Origin of the sequence: Nitrospira japonica, assembly GCF_900169565.1 — a bacterium.
Taxonomy (GTDB): Bacteria; Nitrospirota; Nitrospiria; order Nitrospirales; family Nitrospiraceae; genus Nitrospira_C; species Nitrospira_C japonica_A.
In genome coordinates this window covers 450,548-468,302 of record NZ_LT828648.1, presented here as the reverse complement: position 1 = coordinate 468,302, position 17,755 = coordinate 450,548, and the positions used below count along the sequence as shown (strand labels likewise).

17 protein-coding genes are annotated in these 17,755 nt (G+C 57.2%); 12 read left to right on the top strand and 5 right to left on the bottom strand.

Annotated elements, in window-relative coordinates; all coding sequences use genetic code 11:
* Positions 1–2: 2 nt before the first annotated feature.
* Together NSJP_RS02165 and rlmN are read right to left on the bottom strand one after the other, a co-directional pair.
* Positions 3–1,379, bottom strand: coding sequence for a M16 family metallopeptidase (locus NSJP_RS02165; protein ID WP_080885301.1), 1,377 nt, complete (start codon positions 1,377–1,379; stop codon positions 3–5).
* Between the two features lie 30 nt (positions 1,380–1,409).
* On the bottom strand, positions 1,410–2,501 hold the full coding sequence (rlmN, locus tag NSJP_RS02160; RefSeq protein ID WP_080885300.1) for a 23S rRNA (adenine(2503)-C(2))-methyltransferase RlmN: 1,092 nt from the start codon (positions 2,499–2,501) through the stop codon (positions 1,410–1,412).
* Positions 2,502–2,699: 198 nt separating this feature from the next.
* Here rlmN and NSJP_RS02155 point away from each other — a divergent pair, with 198 nt between their 5' ends.
* The 9 genes from NSJP_RS02155 to NSJP_RS02115 all read left to right on the top strand — a co-directional run bounded on the left by NSJP_RS02155 (position 2,700) and on the right by NSJP_RS02115 (position 11,880).
* Complete coding sequence (locus NSJP_RS02155; protein ID WP_172834096.1) at positions 2,700–4,916, top strand: lytic transglycosylase domain-containing protein; 2,217 nt, start codon at positions 2,700–2,702, stop codon at positions 4,914–4,916.
* Between the two features lie 56 nt (positions 4,917–4,972).
* Positions 4,973–5,227: a cell division protein ZapB gene (gene zapB / locus NSJP_RS02150; protein ID WP_080885298.1), complete on the top strand. Its 255-nt coding sequence runs from the start codon at positions 4,973–4,975 to the stop codon at positions 5,225–5,227.
* Entirely contained in the window at positions 5,220–5,516 is a 297-nt protein-coding gene (locus tag NSJP_RS02145; RefSeq protein WP_080885297.1) for a cell division protein ZapA, read from the top strand. Before zapB ends, NSJP_RS02145 begins: the two co-directional genes overlap by 8 nt.
* 569 nt (positions 5,517–6,085) lie before the next feature.
* The gene (gene rny, locus NSJP_RS02140; protein ID WP_080885296.1) at positions 6,086–7,654 is read left to right on the top strand and encodes a ribonuclease Y; all 1,569 of its coding nucleotides are present in this window, start codon (positions 6,086–6,088) and stop codon (positions 7,652–7,654) included.
* Positions 7,651–8,430 carry a TIGR00282 family metallophosphoesterase gene (locus NSJP_RS02135; protein ID WP_080885295.1) on the top strand — a complete coding sequence of 260 codons (780 nt, stop codon included), beginning with the start codon at positions 7,651–7,653 and terminating at the stop codon, positions 8,428–8,430. Before rny ends, NSJP_RS02135 begins: the two co-directional genes overlap by 4 nt.
* A gap of 6 nt (positions 8,431–8,436) precedes the next feature.
* Positions 8,437–9,810, top strand: a complete 1,374-nt coding sequence (gene xseA, locus NSJP_RS02130; RefSeq protein ID WP_172834095.1) for an exodeoxyribonuclease VII large subunit — start codon at positions 8,437–8,439, stop codon at positions 9,808–9,810.
* Positions 9,811–9,868: 58 nt separating this feature from the next.
* On the top strand, positions 9,869–10,123 hold the full coding sequence (xseB, locus tag NSJP_RS02125) for an exodeoxyribonuclease VII small subunit (RefSeq protein WP_080885293.1): 255 nt from the start codon (positions 9,869–9,871) through the stop codon (positions 10,121–10,123).
* A gap of 35 nt (positions 10,124–10,158) precedes the next feature.
* The gene (locus NSJP_RS02120; protein ID WP_080885292.1) at positions 10,159–10,923 is read left to right on the top strand and encodes a TlyA family RNA methyltransferase; all 765 of its coding nucleotides are present in this window, start codon (positions 10,159–10,161) and stop codon (positions 10,921–10,923) included.
* Between the two features lie 33 nt (positions 10,924–10,956).
* A complete protein-coding gene (locus NSJP_RS02115) occupies positions 10,957–11,880 on the top strand; it encodes an NAD-dependent epimerase/dehydratase family protein (RefSeq protein WP_080885291.1) in 924 nt (307 codons plus the stop codon).
* Between the two features lie 36 nt (positions 11,881–11,916).
* On the opposite strand, the gene NSJP_RS02110 is transcribed toward NSJP_RS02115, so the two are convergent.
* Positions 11,917–12,237 carry a rhodanese-like domain-containing protein gene (locus tag NSJP_RS02110; protein ID WP_080885290.1) on the bottom strand — a complete coding sequence of 107 codons (321 nt, stop codon included), beginning with the start codon at positions 12,235–12,237 and terminating at the stop codon, positions 11,917–11,919.
* Positions 12,238–12,414: 177 nt separating this feature from the next.
* Here NSJP_RS02110 and cutA point away from each other — a divergent pair, with 177 nt between their 5' ends.
* The 3 genes from cutA (at position 12,415) to NSJP_RS02095 (ending at position 15,698) form a co-directional block, all read left to right on the top strand.
* Complete coding sequence (gene cutA / locus NSJP_RS02105) at positions 12,415–12,759, top strand: divalent-cation tolerance protein CutA (protein WP_080885289.1); 345 nt, start codon at positions 12,415–12,417, stop codon at positions 12,757–12,759.
* An 86-nt stretch (positions 12,760–12,845) separates the two neighbouring features.
* Complete coding sequence (locus NSJP_RS02100; protein WP_080885288.1) at positions 12,846–13,871, top strand: M23 family metallopeptidase; 1,026 nt, start codon at positions 12,846–12,848, stop codon at positions 13,869–13,871.
* Positions 13,872–14,015: 144 nt separating this feature from the next.
* Positions 14,016–15,698 (top strand): formate--tetrahydrofolate ligase, encoded by a 1,683-nt coding sequence (locus tag NSJP_RS02095; protein ID WP_080885287.1) that lies wholly within the window; start codon positions 14,016–14,018, stop codon positions 15,696–15,698.
* Between the two features lie 6 nt (positions 15,699–15,704).
* Here the strand turns inward: NSJP_RS02095 and hflC are convergent, their stop codons facing one another.
* Both hflC and hflK read right to left on the bottom strand, forming a co-directional pair.
* Positions 15,705–16,565 carry a protease modulator HflC gene (hflC, locus tag NSJP_RS02090; RefSeq protein ID WP_080885286.1) on the bottom strand — a complete coding sequence of 287 codons (861 nt, stop codon included), beginning with the start codon at positions 16,563–16,565 and terminating at the stop codon, positions 15,705–15,707.
* Entirely contained in the window at positions 16,562–17,596 is a 1,035-nt protein-coding gene (gene hflK, locus NSJP_RS02085) for an FtsH protease activity modulator HflK (RefSeq protein WP_080885285.1), read from the bottom strand. The genes hflC and hflK overlap by 4 nt, the downstream gene beginning before the upstream one ends.
* Positions 17,597–17,755: the final 159 nt, after the last annotated feature.

Below are 17,755 nucleotides of genomic sequence, written 5' to 3'. Positions count from 1 at the left end.
GCTCAAGATTTTCCCGGCTGTGCCGCAGCCGGCACCGGATCAGGTTGCTTTGGAGGTACGGGAATCAGTGTGCCGACAGTGCGAGTGTCCTCGATCAAGTATTGGCGGGCGACTCGTTGCACGTCCTTGGGGGTGACGGCCGCAATGCGCTCCAGGAATTGATCGACTCGTTTCCACCCTGCACCGATCGATTCGGCCTGGCCCAGCAGCATGGCGCGACGAAAATTCGAATCTTGTTCGAACACGTGCATCGCTTCTACCTGATTCTTGGCCCGTTGCAGTTCTTGGTCGGTGGGGGGCTCATTCTGGAGCCTGTGAATTTCCCGGTTCAGCGCCTCCTCGACCTGCTCGACTTTTTGTCCGGGGCTGACCAGTGAGTAGAAATAGAACAGGCCGGGATCCGTCTGCAGCAGGCTGTACTCGGCGCCGACGGCGATCGCAAGTTTCTGATCGTAGACGAGGCTTTGATAAAGCCGCGAACTCTTCCCGCGAGAGAGAATCGATTCCAGGATGTCCAAGGCGTACGAATCTTCACTGGAGAAGTTCGGAACCCGGAAGCCCATCATGACGAAGGGCACCTGAGCTTCGCGCTTGAGCAGAAACCGGCGCTCGCCCCGCTGTTCTCCCTCCATCGTCAGGACCGCCTTGGGTTCAGGGCCCCGGGGAATGGGTTCGAACAGTTGCTTGATCGTCGGGAGAAGATTGTCGGCCTTCACGTCGCCGACCACCAGCAACGTCGCATTGTTCGGCGAGTAATAAGTGTCGTAGTGCCGCTGGAGATCTTCGAGGGTCATCGCATCCAGGTCGCCGAACCAGCCGATCACCGGCCAGTGGTAGGGATGGCTCATATAGGCCTGGGCGAAGAGGGTTTCGACCAGTGCGCCCTGCGGGTCATCTTCAGTGCGGAGTCGCCGCTCTTCCTTCACGACTTCGCGTTCGGTCTTCAACTCGTTCTGATCCAAGATGAGACCCTGCATGCGATCCGCTTCCAATTCCAGCGCAAGGTCCACGCGGTCGGCGGCGAGATTTTCGAAGTAAGCGGTAAAGTCTTGACTGGTAAAGGCGTTGTCCATTCCCCCGTTTTTCCGAATCAGCCGGGAAAACGATCCGTTGGGATACTTGTTGGTGCCTTTGAACATCATGTGTTCGAGCATGTGCGACAATCCCGCCCGTCCCATCACCTCATTGCGTGAGCCGACCTTGTACCAAACCTGTACGGTCGCGACCGGGGCTTTAGGAACTTCGACGATCAGGACTTTCATTCCGTTCGAGAGGAGAAATTCAGCCGGATCGGTGGCCTGGGCGGGCCGCGCCGACGCAAAGGCGGCAACTGCGAGCACTAGGACTGTTATGAGAAACCGCGACAGTTGAACGATCATGATTGGGCGAGAAAAACGAACCTCTGCATGCTAGCAACGCGATTCAATTTGTGTCAAGGCGGCCTCTCCCCGGGACGGTTGTATATTGCCGAGTTGCCCGCAGGCTCCGAGCACGTCGCGGCCTCGGCTTTTGCGGATGAACACGTCGATTCCCCCCTGCTTCAGAACGGACTGAAATGCCAGCACCGTGGCATCCGCCGGCCGGCGAAAGGTGCTTCCGGGAAATTCGTTGAACGGGATCAGATTGATCTTGTAGCGCAGCCCGCGGAGCAGTTTTGTCAGCCTCCGTGCGTCGTCGATCTGATCGTTGACTCCGGCCAGCACCACGTATTCAAACGTCAGGAGGCGGCCCGGGTGCAACGGATAGCGGCGACATGCAGCCAGGAGCGACCGAAGGGACGCGATGCCGTTTGCCGCGGGCATCAACCGCTGGCGTTGAACCTCCGTGCTGGCATTCAGGGATATGGCGAGATTGACGCCGAGGGGGGCGAGATCTTTGAGGCGCGACGCGAGGCCGGCCGTGGAGACCGTAATCCGTCTCGGCGAGAAACCCAGACCCCACGTTCGGTTGGTCAGCCGCGCAAGGGCGTCCGCCAGATTTTCGAAGTTCGCCAGGGGTTCTCCCATCCCCATGAAGACAAGATTCGTGATGCGCTCGCTCTTCCCGAGTTGATCCTGCGCCGTGAGAACTTGGTCGAGTATTTCGTCGGGCTTCAAATTTCGCTTCAAGCCCATCGTGCCCGTCAGGCAAAAGCCGCAGTCCAGCGTGCATCCCACCTGGGTCGAGACGCAGAGAGTCAGTCGATCGTCGTCGGGGATCAGTACGGCTTCGACGTTGAGCCCGTCTTCAAGCGTCAACACCAGTTTTCGGGTGTCATCGGCAGCGCGGAACACCGTGCAGGCCGTCGCTCGCCGGATGACCGTGGCCGATCTCAGCGTGGATCGATCCGCACGGCTGAGATCGGTCATCTGGTCGACCGATGTCGATCGACGCTGATAGAGCCAACGCAGGATTTGGCCGGCACGGTATGCCGGCCAACCCAATTGGCCGACCACTTCAACCATGCCGTCCTCGTCCAAGGCCAGGAGATTTATCGGGAGACGACTCGACCCGTGAGACATGAGTCAGGCTAACATAGCGGCAAAAACTGGAACAAGATGACGGCGGTCAGCCGGCATGGCTCCATTGCTGGCAAGACGATAAAGACGCTGATATATAGTACATGCACCGTGAGATACGGGGACCATACCGTGCATGATCGTATCAGACCGCGAGCATGGCTTTGTTTCATCCTCCCTGCGATTTGCAGCATTCTCTTCGTGTTCACTCCCGCTCAATCGGCCCGTGCGGACGGGGGCGCTGACGCCATCGAAAATGAGGCCTGTAACACCCCGGAAGCCTGCTTTCTGGCGGGCGCCCTGCCCAAGGAACGTCTGGGAAAGAGCCTCACGAAAGATCAGGTACTGTCGCTCAAGCTCGAACGGTTGCGCCGGTTGATGGAGCGGTTTCCGGCGACGATATGGGCCAAGCGCGCCGGGTTGCTGTCCGGAGTCCTGCTCGTGGACCGGAATCCGGCCGTATCGATCCAGTTTTTGCGGGGCGGGCAGCGTGATTTCGCCGTGCTTGATGATTACATACGACTTTGGATCGGAGAGGCCTCGTTGAATCTCGGCGATAACACGGCTGCCGCCATCATGCTTGAAAGCATCCCCCTTGCCACTCCCGACTCCAATATCCTGCCAAAGGCGGCATATCGAACCGGAGAGGCCTGGTATCAGGCCTCCGATTGTCAAAGAGCCGGTGAATGGTTTGCCAAGGCCGTTGCCCTGAGCGACAAGGAACCGAGTGCCCCGCTTGCCTTTCTCCGGCGTGCAGCCTGTCAACTGCGGGACGGCGCTGTGGCGGACGGCCGGGAAACTCTCAGGCAGCTCTGGGTGCGATTCCCGGCGAGTCCGGAAGCCAAGGAAGCCGGCGGCTTGTTGGCGACCAATCTCGGCGGGGGACTGTGGGTCCCCCAGGCCGCGGACAGATTTGCCCGGGCGCAGGCCTTCCTGGCCCAAGCGTTTCATATCGAGGCCATTGAAGAGCTCAAGAAGTTTCTCTCGCTGGATCCGCAATCGCCTCGACGGGCCGAAGCGAAGCTCAAGATCGGCGTCGCGCAAGTGAGACTCAAACAGTATGATCAGGCCCGGGAAACCTTCCGTACTGTGCTGAAAGAGGGAGGGGCGGAATCTCAAGAGGCAACCGTCTGGCTGGCCCGCGTGTATTTGCGCCAAGGCATGGGAGACAAGTTGCAGGAACTGGCCAAAACGGTGCAGGGCGGTTCGCTGTCCCCGGAACAGAAGGGACAGATCGGATTGTTGGTCGGAATCTGGCTGGAGGATCAAAAGCAGTTCAATGATGCGATCGCCCGATATCGCGCGGTCGCAAAAACCGGAGAGCCTGCCTCACAACGAGCCGAAGCTCGTTGGCGGATAGGATGGGTTCATTACAGAACCGGGCAGTATCGCGAAGCCACAGACACCTTACAGTCCATCGTGGAGCGGCACGACGGGGAGTTCGAGCCGCAAGCCCTGTATTGGATGGCGCGGGCCGCCGAGCAGGGGGGCCCGTCTCAAGCGACCGAACTGTACCGGCAGCTGTGTCAGCGGTATGTCTACACATACTATTGTCAGCTGGCCCGGGTGCGTCTGGCCGTTCCCGTTGCGGATGCGTCAGCCGCGGTGGAAGTCGGAGACAACGCTGCGCCGGCGAACAGTGACGATTCTCTCCCGGCGTCGGCGAACCGTGGTGAGATCGGACAGCAGAACGCCTATCGACGCGCTATTGAGCTCAAGACTTTGGGGCTCGATGCGGATGCAGCCCGGGAAGTAGCGGCTTTGACCGACCGGTACAGCAAAGATCCGGAAGCGCTCGTGCTCCTGTCGACCATGCTCAACGAAGTCGGCGCCTATCACCATGCGTTGCGGTTGGCCCGGGGCCGCTTCCGGGAGAAATTAGAACGAACCGGCGGCGTGCTCTCTCCCGCACTCTGGGACGTCGCCTATCCCACCGGATTGCTTCCCACGATCAAACTTCAAAACGCAAAAGGCGTTGATCCGTTTCTGATCGCCGCGATCATTCGTGAAGAAAGTCAGTACGACTTGAAAGCGGTATCACGGGTCGGGGCAATCGGGCTCATGCAGGTGATGCCGGCGACCGCCAATACGGTCGCCCAACGAATCGGTCTTCCTCCGGTCGGACGTGACGATCTCTTCGATCAGGAAACGAACATTCGAATCGGGGTTCGATACGTCGAACAGTTGCTGGAACAATTTTCAGGCAATCTGGTCTATACGATTGCGGCCTATAATGCGGGACCGGTAGTCGTCAATTCCTGGCGCGATCAACACGGAACGTATAGCCAGGATGAATTTGTCGAAATGATTCCCTACCAGGAAACCCGACAGTATGTGAAGCGCGTGCTGCGGAGTTATCGGGAGTACATCCGCCTTTCCGGTGCCACAGGAGCACCGGATTCGGAACGGGTTTCTTGACAAGATCTGGGCAAGTTTCTATAGTGCCCCGCAACTTATTGTGGTTGGGGGGATTGATGGCACTGGATCGACTCGATGCGCTTGAAACTCGTGTCAAGGACCTCGTCAGGCTCGTCCATGAATTGAAGAAACGGAACACGTTGCTTGAAGATGATCTCAAGTCGTTGCGTGAACGACTAGCTGAACAGAGCGATTCGAATAAACGGTGGGAGCGCGAACGGTTGGATATCAAGGCACGCGTGGAGAAAGTATTAGGGGAAATCGAATTGCTGGAATGCATGGAGGACCCGAAGGAGGTGGCTCTTGACTAAGACCACGTACGTCGAGATCTATGGCCAGCGGTATGCGATTCGAGGGGAAGCAGACGAAGACTATATCCGCCGTTTGGCGAGCTTTGTCGATGGGCAAATGCGCCATTTGGCTGAAGGTTTGAATACAACCACTCCATCGAAATTGGCCGTATTGACGGCGGTCAATCTCGCCCACCAGCTCTTTGAGGCTGAGAAGAAGCGGACGGAAGGCGAGGAAGTCGTAGAGCGGCGTATGATAACGCTGATGGAGTCAATCGAGGAACAAGTTCCCACGTCGCTGTTCCGATGAATCAGCTTGCAAAAATCTGTAACCCTTTGTTATTGTGGCGTTGACTGTTGGGAGGCATCAGGGATTAGGAGTATTGACTGAGGCGAACTTCGAACCGGTGGAGCACTCGGGGATACGAATCGATGCCGCAGGAATGGACGTCAGAATTGCCATGCTAGCGGAGTTGAAAAAGAGTCGTGCTGTGCGGAGCCTCGTTCCTTTCTTGGCCAATGTTCTGGCCATACTTGCTCGAATCATAGAGTTCATTGTGTCGGTTGGTACGGTGAGCAATGGAGTCAGGTTGATTCCGTTGCCGCTTCGGGTGCGAACCTCGCGCCCGGTCAGGAAGGCCAGCCGATATGGTGGAACTGCGAGAGGATTTCCTCTCGAGGAACGAAGTGTCCGAATCAACCCGGCAGGGCGTTCATCCTCGCGGGGTTCATACCCCGAATAATCGGTTCCAGCGTTCCGTTCGCACCAGTCTCCACTCGTAGTCACCTCTCACTCGTCCTCCTTCAGTTCAGACGCGATCTACATACGATGCGAGGCTGCGACCAACGCTCGCCCTCGACCGGAAAGGGGCTAGTTCCATGTCTACGTCACTGGTCATGTACATCTTGATGGCAGTAGTGGGTGCCGGAGCAGGAATCGGAGTCTATGAACTGATTCGGAGAATGTCCGACGGGGCCAAGAGGGCACAGTTGGAAGATCAAGCCCGTCAACTGACCCAGAACGCGCAGCGCGAGGCCGAGAACATCGTTCGTGAAGCCAAGCTGGAATCCAAGGATTTGGTTTTTCAATCAAAAGCGGAACTCGAAAAGGAGCAGAAGGCTCGATTGGCGGAGCTTTCTACGGCGGAAAGGCGCTTGGTTCAGCGGGAAGAGACCATCGATAAGCGAAGCGCGGCGATCGATAAGCGGGACGGAGAAGCGCAGAAACGCGAATTGGATCTCACGAAGCGCGAAGAAAAGCTCGGCGCCAAGGAAGTGGCTTGTGCGCAAGCGGAAAGAGACCATCGGGAGGCTCTGGAGCGTGTGGCCGGTTTGACGGCTGATGAAGCGAGGAAACAATTGCTGCTCGGGATGGAAAGCCAGGCCAGACTGGAAGCGGCCGGCATCGCCAAGAGAACGCTCGAGGAAGCCAGAGAAAATGCGGAGCGAGAGGCTCGGGAGATCATCACCGGTTCGATTCAGAGGGTCGTTCGTGATTATGTGTCGGAATCGACGATCTCCGTCGTGCCGATTCCGAACGATGCCATGAAGGGCCGCATCATCGGGCGTGAGGGTCGGAACATCCGGGCGATCGAAGCCGCGACGGGGATTGACCTGATCATCGATGAAACTCCCGAAGCGGTGATCATCTCGGGGTTCGATCCCTTGCGTCGGGAAATCGCCAAGGTATCGCTCGAAAGATTGATGCAGGACGGGAGGATTCATCCGACGAGGATCGAAGAGATCGTCGAAAAGGTCAAAGTCGAGATTGACAAGCTGATGTACGAGGAAGCGGAAAAAATCATCTTCGAACTCGGGCTGTCGGACTTTCACCCGGAGCTGATCAAAGTTCTTGGACGGCTGAAGTACCGCACCAGCTATGGGCAAAACAATCTGTATCACGCGCGCGAGGCGGCGTACATCTGCGGCATGATGGCTTCCGAACTGGGCTTGGACGTCCGTTTGGCGAGACGGGGGGCGCTGCTGCACGATATCGGCAAGGCGGTCAGCCACGAAGAAGAAGGGCCTCATGCCATGTTAGGAGCCGAAATCGCCAAGAAGTACGGCGAAAGCGAGAAGATCGTCAATGCGATCGCGGCTCACCACGAGCAGGTTGAGCCGATTTGTCCGGAATCGGTTCTGGTCGCAGCCGCCGAGGCGCTGTCTGCGGCCAGGCCCGGCGCGAGGCGCGAAGCTCTGGAGTCGTACGTCAAACGATTGGAGAAACTGGAATCCCTGGCCCATGCTCAGAAAGGCGTGCAAAAGGCTTATGCCATACAAGCGGGGCGAGAGATCCGCGTGATCGTGCGGCAGGAAGACGTGACTGATACTGAATCGTTCCAGTTGTCGCGCGATTTGGCGAAAAAAATCGAGCAAGAACTGACCTATCCCGGTCAGATCAAGGTGACCGTGATTCGCGAAAGCCGGTACATCGAGTACGCCAAGTGAAGATTCTCTATATCGGCGACATCATGGGAGAGCCTGGACGCCGCGCCGTCGCCCGCATGGTGCCTCGGCTCGTGGCGCAGCGACGGATCGACGTCGTCATTGGTAACGGGGAAAACGTGGCTGGCGGATTTGGGATCACTCCTGATCTCGCCGAAGAGCTGTTCCAGGCGGGTCTTTCCGCCATCACCACGGGAAATCATGCGTGGGATAAGCGGGAGATTCTTGATTACTTCCCGCGGGAGCGGCGTCTCCTACGGCCCGCCAATTACCCCGAGGGTGTGCCAGGGCAGGGGAGCGTCGTGGTCCAAACCTCCGGCGGTGAGGAGTTGGGCATCTTGCAACTGATGGGGCGGGCCTATATGCCGACTCTGGATTGTCCGTTTCAGGTGGCCAAGCGCGAGATGGCCAAGCTCAGGAAGCGGGTTGCGGCCGTCGTCGTGGATATGCACGCTGAGGCGACCTCGGAGAAAATGGCCATGGGACATTTCCTGGACGGCGAAGCGACAGCCGTCGTGGGAACCCATACGCATGTGCAGACAGCCGACGAGCAGATCCTGCCGCGAGGCACGGCCTATCTGACCGATATCGGCATGACGGGGCCGCTTCACGGAGTCATCGGGGTGAAGAAAGAACTGGCGATCGAGAAGTTTCTGACCGGCATGCCGCGGCGCTTCGAGGTGGCCAGCGGGCCCGTTGTCTTCTGCGCCGCGCTCATCGACGTGGACGCACGCATCGGCAAAGCACTTTCTATTGAACGGATTCGTATCCTCGATTGACGGATAGTGGCGACCGTACTCTACAAGTCCGACCTCCTTCCTTCGGGATCCATTCTCACCGTATCAGAGTGTACAAGCCTCATTCGCGCATCGCTTGAGAGCACCTTTCAGGACGTGTGGATGGAGGGTGAGATCTCGAACTTACGGACGCCTGCGTCGGGTCATGTGTACTGCACCTTGAAGGATGAGAGGAGTCAGATACGAGCGGTACTGTTTCGTTCAAGCGCGGTGCGTATTCGCTTTGCCCTCCAGGATGGAATGCACGTCATTGTGCGAGGTCGTCTCAGCGTGTACGAGCCGAGGGGGGAATATCAGATCCTCATGGAGGCGGTTGAGCCCAAAGGCGTCGGCGCGCTTCAAGTGGCATTCGATCAATTGAGAACGCGTCTGTCCGCCGAAGGCCTTTTTGATGCTCTGAGGAAAAAGCAAATTCCAAGGTTTCCGCGAACCGTTGGCGTGGTCACCTCGCTGAACGGAGCGGCCCTCAAAGATATTCTGTCGGTGCTCGGCCGGCGGTGGCCGACTCTTCATGTCATCGTCGTCCCGGTGCAGGTTCAGGGCGAACCGGCGGCCCAGCAGATCATCGAGGCCTTGACCTTGCTGAATGCACAGCGTTCGGTCGAGGTGATTATCCTGGGACGAGGTGGAGGCTCCCTGGAAGATCTGTGGACGTTCAACGAAGAAGCCGTGGTCCGAGCCGTCGCGGCATCGAGAATTCCCATTGTCTCAGCGGTTGGTCATGAAATCGACATGACGCTGACGGACGCCGCCGCGGACCTTCGCGCTCCGACCCCTTCAGTCGCGGCAGAAATGGTCGTGCCCGTTCTCTCCGAAGTATTGGAGGGTCTACGGGGTCTTACGGTACGGCTTCAGATGGCCATGGCGAGGCATTGCTTGTCGGAACATCGGCGGCTGGACTTCAATTCCAAGGGATTATCCTGCATTCAGTTTCGCCTTCGAGAAAAGGCTCAGCAGGTGGACGACATGACGGATTGCCTCATCGAGAAAGTGCGTTCCAGAGCCGGGGTGGAGGGCGACCGGGTTCGACAAGCGGATCGCGAGTTAAGCAAACTGAGTCCATTTGTCATCGTCAAACGCCATCTTGTCATGATACCGCTCCTGTTCAAACGGCTGCAACGTCAGACATCTGTGATGGCCGCGCAAAGAAGGCGACGTATCGAAGCGACATGTGCGCGCTTGAACAGTCTGAGCCCCTTAGCTGTTCTTGGCCGCGGGTACGGCCTGCTCACGAAAATATCGGATGGCTCCGTGCTCAAACGGGCTCAAGACGCACGAGTTGGCGAGGCCGTTGCCGTCCGATTGATGGATGGGAAATTGCACTGCTTGGTAAAGGACGTGTTGCCGGACAGAACGGTTTGAAATCCTCGGCGGAGTGCTATAATGACCGCATTGTGCGTCGAACAGGGGGGACGTAAGTGTGAAGTTTGAACAGGCCATTGCGCGTTTGGAGTCGATCGTCGGCGAATTGGAGAAGGGCGATCTCCCGCTTGACGAATCTCTCAAGATCTTCGAGGAAGGGATTCGTCTCTCCAAGAGCTGTCTCAAGATTCTTGAGGACGCGGAACGCAAAGTCGAAGTGTTAGTGCAAGAGCAGAACGGAAAGAAACGGCTCCATGCCTTTACCCAAGACCTTGGGGATGGCTCTTCGTCGTCCGGATCCAACGGTCAGTAACGGTTTCAGGTCTTTCTGAGTGTACCCGCCGTTCAATGACTTCTCCGAGGCATTCCTCCCGCGAACGATTAGACACCCTGCTGGTCTCCCTGGGACTGGCTCCCAGCCGCGAAAACGCGGTCAGAACCGTGTTGGCCGGCGGTGTTCTTGTCGACGGCAACGTCGTGGACAAACCGGCAAAGCTGGTCGCCCGTGACGCTCGTGTCGAAGTCTGTCGGCCGGCGCCCTTCGTCAGCCGGGCCGGGGAAAAACTGGCTCCGGCATTGGAGGCGTTTTCGATCGATCCGAAGGGCGCGATCTGTCTCGATGTCGGTTGCTCGACGGGAGGATTTACCGACTGTCTGCTGCAAAGGGGCGCCGTCAAAGTGTACGCGGTGGACGTCGGATACGGGCAGCTTGCCTGGAAGTTGAGACAAGATCCGCGGGTCGTTCTTCTCGAGAGGACCAACATCAGATACCTCGATCCGTCGCTGGTTCGGGAGTTGATCCAGCTTGCGGTGATCGACGTGTCGTTTATCTCTCTGAGCCTCGTTCTGCCGAGCGTCGTGCGATTTCTTCAAGACGGCGCGCGCGTCGTTGCGCTGGTGAAACCGCAGTTTGAGGTGGGAAAGGGAGAAGTAGGATCGGGGGGAATCGTTCGCGACGACGGACAACGCGCCGACGCTGCAAAAAAAGTGATGGCGTGCGCGGCCGGCTTGGGGCTTCCTGCTATAGGAATGCAGGAGGCGACGGTGAAGGGTCGCAAAGGAAATCGAGAAATTCTTGTGGCCTTTGAGTATCGTAGTAAGATGAGCGCTTGATCGGACGATCATGTGCGCACGAGGGGAGGATGCATGAAGGTTCTGGTGACCGGGGGAGCAGGCTTTATTGGATCTCACATAGTCGACCGACTCGTTCAGGAAGGACACGACGTCGTTGTCGTCGACAATCTGTCGAGTGGAAAACGGCGCAACCTCAACCGGGCCGCACGCTTTTACAAGACTGACATCCAGAGTTGGCGTCTGGAGCGGGTATTCCGGAATGAACGCCCCAACGTCGTTCTGCATTTGGCCGCGCAGATGGACGTTCGCAAGTCCGTCGAGGATCCCCTTTTTGATGCACAAGTCAACGTCCTGGGAACGCTTAATATTCTCCAACAGACGGTCAAGCACGGGGTGAGAAAGGTCGTCTTTTCGTCATCAGGGGGAGCCATCTACGGGGAGCAGGATGTGTTTCCCGCGCCGGAGTCGCATGCGACCATGCCGTTGTCGCCGTATGGACTCAGCAAACTCTGTGGAGAGCAATACTTGTCGTATTACGAGCGCGTGGGCGGAGTCCAAGTCGTGAATCTTCGCTATGCCAACGTATACGGACCTCGTCAGGATCCCGAAGGCGAAGCGGGGGTGGTCGCCATCTTCATCCAAAAACTCCTGAACAATGAGCAGCCGGTGATTAACGGGAACGGGCGGCAAACACGGGACTTTGTCTTCGTGGAAGACGTCGTGGAAGCCAATTTGGCGGTCATGGGGCAGGAAACGGCCGGTACGTATAACGTGGGGACCGGTGTTGAAACGTCCGTCAACGACTTATTCAGGATTCTGGTACAACACACAGGTTCAACCTGCAAAGAGTTGCACGGCCCCGCAAAGAAGGGTGAACAGGCGCGTAGCGTCATCGACGCGACGAAGCTTCGTCACGAACTCTCATGGGAGCCAAAAATGAGCCTAAGCGACGGCCTCAAGCGAACGGTCGAGTATTTCAAACAGCGGATGGGGTGAAACCGTCCGGATCATTCCATTGCCATGCGACTCGGGTCAGTAGCGAGGAACGGTTCCGTCGACTTGCGCCGACCACGCATCGATGCCTCCGACAAGGTTCTTGACCTTGGTGAATCCCTGTTGCGCAAGAAAACCCGTGGCGTCGGCGCTCCGCATTCCATGGTGGCAGATTGCAATGATCTCCGAATTTCGGTCCAGCCGTGACAGGGAATGTGGCAGGGTGGAAAGAGGAATCAGCACCGACCCGTTGATTTTGGCCAGGTCGTATTCCCACTGCTCACGGACATCCAACAATACCATCGGATCCTTGTTATCCAGTCTGGTCTTCAACTCCTGCGGCGTGATCATGAAGCTCATTGGTGTGATTGCCTCCCTCTCTGTTGTGATCGGATCATATGGAACAGGTAAAATGCTCCTGTCAACCTGACGACGTTCTGATATCATCCGCTAAAGCAGGAGTGTCTTCCTCACCGATGCCATCGTATCAGTAGCATTATCGGGCAATGCGGAGGCTTTCGTAAACTCGAATTTCTTATGACTAAGCGATCCCTCGCACATCTAGCCGTCTTAACGACGGTTCCAGATCAGAAGCTCGCAGCTAGAATGTCCAAGACTCTGGTCAGCAAGAGGCTTGTGGCCTGTGCGACCATCATAGGGAAGGCTCAATCCTTCTACGAGTGGAAGGGGAAAATGGTGCAAGACAGTGAAGTACTGATTATCATGAAGACCACAGCTCGCCGCTACCCGGCATTAGAAAGAGCGATCAAAGCGCTCCACCCATATGAAGTTCCTGAAATTATTGGATTATCTGTCAAAAGCGGGTTCGCTCCCTATCTGGCATGGATTTTTACTCAAGTAGATCAGTCAAAACAAAATTGATGGTTGACCGAAGAGGCTCGCATGGGTACACTCGAACAGAGTTGTAAGGATTTTGATATGACCCCTCAGGACCAGGGGTGACGCTTATGGGACAGACGACCGGCGCTGAAAATAGTGACTCTTACACCGTTGTGATCTTTCGAGGGTCTACGGCGAAGCCACTGCGGTTTAGCTTCCCGCGGAAGTTTGTGCGCAAACTATTGATAGTATGTGGAATATTTATCATTGCTGACCTGTTTGTCTTGTCTCATTACGTCATTAGAACAGGTGAAGTTTGGGAGCTTTCCGCTTTCCGTTCCGAGGCTATGAGTGCGCGTCAACAAACCGCCGCCTTCTCAAACGCCATTGACGACCTTAAGAAGCGACTGAGTAGCATGAAAGAGGTGAATCAGCGGCTCCGTGTGATGCTTGGCATAGAGACGCCCAAAACGGGGGATACAGTGAACGGTCGAGGCGGTGAGGATGGCCCGCTACCAGACGGTAATGCGGTGTCTCCTTCAGCTTCCCTCAAGGGTGATGCCGCCCTTCAGCTCTCCGAGTCGGATAAGAATGGAGCGTCTACTCAACCCAGGAACATTGCGGATCAGTCCGAACTTGACGAGCACGAGCTCCTCGCGGTTGTGAAGCAGGGTATTGACTGGCTGTCTCGGGAGGCTAGTGCTCAAGAACGCGCCCTTCAGGAGTTATCCTTGGCCGCTGAACAAAAATCATCCCGGTGGGCCGCTACTCCGTCTATTTGGCCTGTCAGGGGGTGGGTGACGTCCGGGTTTGGACCTCGTGTTTCTCCATTTACCGAGAAACCCGCTTGGCACGACGGTCTGGATATCGGTGCCGCAGCAAATGCGCCGGTTCAAGCTCCTGCTCAGGGACGGGTTACGACCGTCGGATTTGACTCGAAACTCGGGAACCTTGTGAGATTGGATCATGGGTTTGGAATCGAAACCCTTTACGGTCACCTTGCGAAGGCTCTTGTCAAAGAGGGACAGCGCGTGAAGCGAGGTGATGTCGTGGGGTTGGTCGGCAGCACGGGCTTAGCCACCGGGCCGCACCTTCACTATATGGTCAAGGTGAACGGTCAAACCTTCGATCCGACGAAATATATTCTCGATTAGGACCAGCCAGGTAGAGATCGAAGCGTTCGTTCCAAATATAGCGCGCTACGAATACGGAAGATTCGTAGCGCGCTCATTTTTTGACGAATGATCGGGTTCCGGAGGAATCTTGGGTCGCCGCCGGAGAACGACGGATAGAACCTCATGAATGACGCTGACCGTAGTCCGGCAGGCAACCTTCGTCCCATTCAAGAGATCGGCAAGCTCCTGGGACTTTCTCCGGATGAAATTCATCCGCACGGAAGGCACATGGGCAAAGTTTCTCTGACCGCCCTCGATCGGCTCAAGCATCGACCTCAAGCTCGATATGTGCTGGTTACAGCTATAAACCCTACCCCTCTGGGAGAGGGAAAGACGACGACTTCCATAGGATTAACCATGGGGCTCTGTCGCCTCGGTCATCGCGCTATCGTAACACTTCGTGAACCTTCTCTTGGTCCAGTGTTCGGGATCAAGGGCGGCGGAACGGGTGGAGGCCGGGCACAAGTCGTTCCCATGGAGCAGATCAATCTCCATTTTACCGGAGATGCCCATGCGGTCTCCGCTGCGCACAATCTGCTCTCGGCATTCGTCGACAATCACGTCTTTCACGGGAACGAACGACACATCGATCCCGAACGCATTTCATGGCCTCGCACGTCGGGAATCAGCGACCGCGCGTTGCGGGAGTTGATGTTAGGCACGGGGATTCAGGGCCAAAAGGGTCAATTCGTGATCTCGGAAGCTTCCGAAGTTATGGCGATCCTTGCTCTCGCCACCGGCCGGGACGATCTGCGGCATCGGCTCGGCCGGGTGATCGTGGGGTTGACGAAAGATGGAAAGCCCGTGACCTCCGGGGATTTGAATTGCGTGGGGTCCATGGCGGCCCTGCTCAATGATGCATTGCTGCCGAACGTGGTGCAAACGTTGGAAGGAACCCCTGCATTCGTCCACACGGGACCGTTCGGAAACATCGCCCATGGAAATTGTTCGGTTCTCTCCGACGCGATCGCGCTGCGGTGTGCCGACTATGTGGTGACGGAGGCGGGATTCGGAAGCGAACTCGGTGCGGAAAAGTTCTTCAACATCAAATGCCGGGTCTCAGGGCACAAGCCGTCGGCGGCCGTCGTCGTGGCGACGTTACGGGCCCTCAAGTTGCACGGTACCGGTGAGGGCATCAAATCCGGGCAGCCGCTCCCGTCATCGCTGACGGGACCCAATATGCAGGCGCTCGAAAAGGGATTCGCCAATTTGGAGCAACACATCGCCAACGTCAAGCGGTACGGCGTGCCGGTCGTCGTGGCGGTCAATGCGTTCAGCGACGATTCCCACGCCGAGTTGGAATGGGTTCGGGAACGAGCCAAAAGCGCGGGAGCGACGGACGCAGCCGTCTCAACCCACTGGTCCGATGGGGGGAAGGGAGCGGAAGCCTTGGCTCACGCAGTGATCGCAGCTGCAAGCCAACCCTCCTCTTTTTCGCATTTGTACGAGCTCACTTGGCCGATCAAGAAAAAGATCGAGACGATCGCGATGGCGATGTACGGAGCCGGAGCGGTGTCCTATGATCCCTCCGCCGAGCGGCAAATTGGAGTTGTCGGAGATTTGGGGTACGGTCAACTCCCCATCTGCATGGCGAAAACTCCGCTGTCGCTCTCCCATGATCCCTCGCTCAAGGGCCGACCGACCGGCTTTACGCTGCCGATCAAGGAACTGCGCTTGCTTGCAGGCGCAGAATTCCTGACGGCGGTCTGTTCGGGAATTCAGTTGATGCCGGGATTGCCCAAGAAGCCGGCCGGGGAGCGAATCGACGTCGACGGGAAAACCGGGACGATCGTGGGGCTCACGTAGCCGTCGTCAGCGCTGTTTGAGATAATGGAAGAACTCTGAGTCGGGACTTAGAACCAAAGTGGTCTTGTCGTCCAAGGATTTTTTGTAGGCTTCCATCGACCGGGTAAAGTCAAAGAACTTTGGGTCTTGCCGATACGCATCGGCGTAGATACGGAAAGCTTTGGCATCGCCCTCTCCGCGGATTTCTTCCGATTCCTTATAGGCCTGGGCAAGCAGAATCTCCTTGTCTTTCTCCGCATCGGAGCGGATCTTTTGGGCCTCTTCCGCCCCCTCCGCCCGATATTGCTTGGCCTGTTGTTCCCGTTCCGCCTGCATGCGCTGGAAGACGGTCTTCTCATTCTCCTGCGGGAGATCCGCCCGCTTGATTCGTACGTCCTGGATCGCAATACCGTAGGCCGACGCCTTTTCATTCGCCCGCTGGGTCACTACCTTCATGAGTTCGGCGCGAGCGGTCGAGACGATCTCGGCGAGATCGTGCCTGCCCAATTCCACTCGAAGTTCCGAGTAAATGATGTCGTGCAACCGTTGGAGCGCCCCGCGCTGGCTTTGGAAATTCTGATACACCTTTAGAGGGTCGGTGATGCGCCACTTGGCAAAATTATCCAAGAGCAACGTCTTCTTGTCTTGAGTGATGACGTCTTGCGCGTCGGAATCGTAATCCAGCAACCGTTTGTCAAAATAGGTGACTTCCTGCGCGAAGGGCACCTTCACGTACAGCCCCGGTTCCGTCACGGTGCGTATGGGCTTTCCAAGCTGGACCACGATGGCCGTCTGAGTGACGTCGACGACGAATAAGGGGGAGGCTCCGAGCACGAACAGCGCGAACAGCACGGCCAGCACTGCGATGGTCAAGCCTTGCTTGCTCACGGTTTCGCTCCCTCCGGGGCCGACGGCATCTTCTTGGAGTGGCGGTCGAGCGGCAGATAGGGGAGTACTCGCTCGCCGGCTTTCCCATCGAGAATGATTTTCTCGACTTTAGGAAGGATCTCTTCCATGGTCTCGATATAGATCCGCTTGCTGATCGTATCCTTGGCCTGGTTGTATTCTTTGAGCGTCGCCAAGAACCGGTTTGCCTCACCTTGGGCCCGGTTCAGGCGGGCTTGGGCGTAGCCCTTGGCCTGGTTGACCGTCTGGGCTGCTTCGCCTTTGGCCCGGGGCAGAATGTCGTTCCGATAACCGATCGCCTGATTGATCAACTTTTCACGATCTTCTTTGGCGTTGGTCACGTCCTTGAAGGCCGCCGCAACCGCCTCGGGAGGATCCACGTCTTGTAGCTGGATTGCGGCGATTTGCACGCCGGTTTGGTACTGATCCAAAATCCGCTGCAACAGATCTTGCGTGTCCTGCTGAATTTGCGCTTTACCTGTCGTCAGCGCCTCATCGATCTTGCTCTTGCCGATCACTTCGCGCATCGAAGCTTCCGCTGCTTTGCCGATGGTGTCATGGATGTCCGCCACGTTGAACAGATAGTTGGCGGCTTCCTTGATCTTGTATTGCACGATGAACTCGATGGCGAGAATGTTCATGTCCCCCGTCAGCATGAGTGCTTCCTGGGGTACCATCTGCTGGCGAGCCTGCCGATCGGTCCGGAATCCGATCTCTACCCGATGGAGTTTTGCCACTTTGGGCTGTAAGACCGTTTCGATCAGGGGAATTTTCAGGTGAGGACCGGGACCCAGGGCTCGCACGGGGATGCCGAAACGCTTCACGACACCTTCTTCATCGGGTCCGACGATGAACGCGCTCTGCCAAATCAGGAAGATCAGCAACGCTGCAAAAAGAATGTTCCGAAAGCCGCCGGAGGGCAGGAAATTCCTAAATTGAGATTGCGCCTGCCGCAGGACATCCTCAAGCGGGTCGCTTCTCTTGCTCCAAGGATCTTTGGGGTCCCACACCATGCAGGGTATCAGCAGGTTTTCACAAGTTAACGTCGCGCGCCACCTTAGCAGACCTGCCGCCGTCCGGGCAAGCCACGAGAATACATCGAGTGACGGTTCGGGCCGGGCCTCCGCTGCAGGAAGATTTCGGTTCCTCCCTAACAAGGATAGCGAGGCATT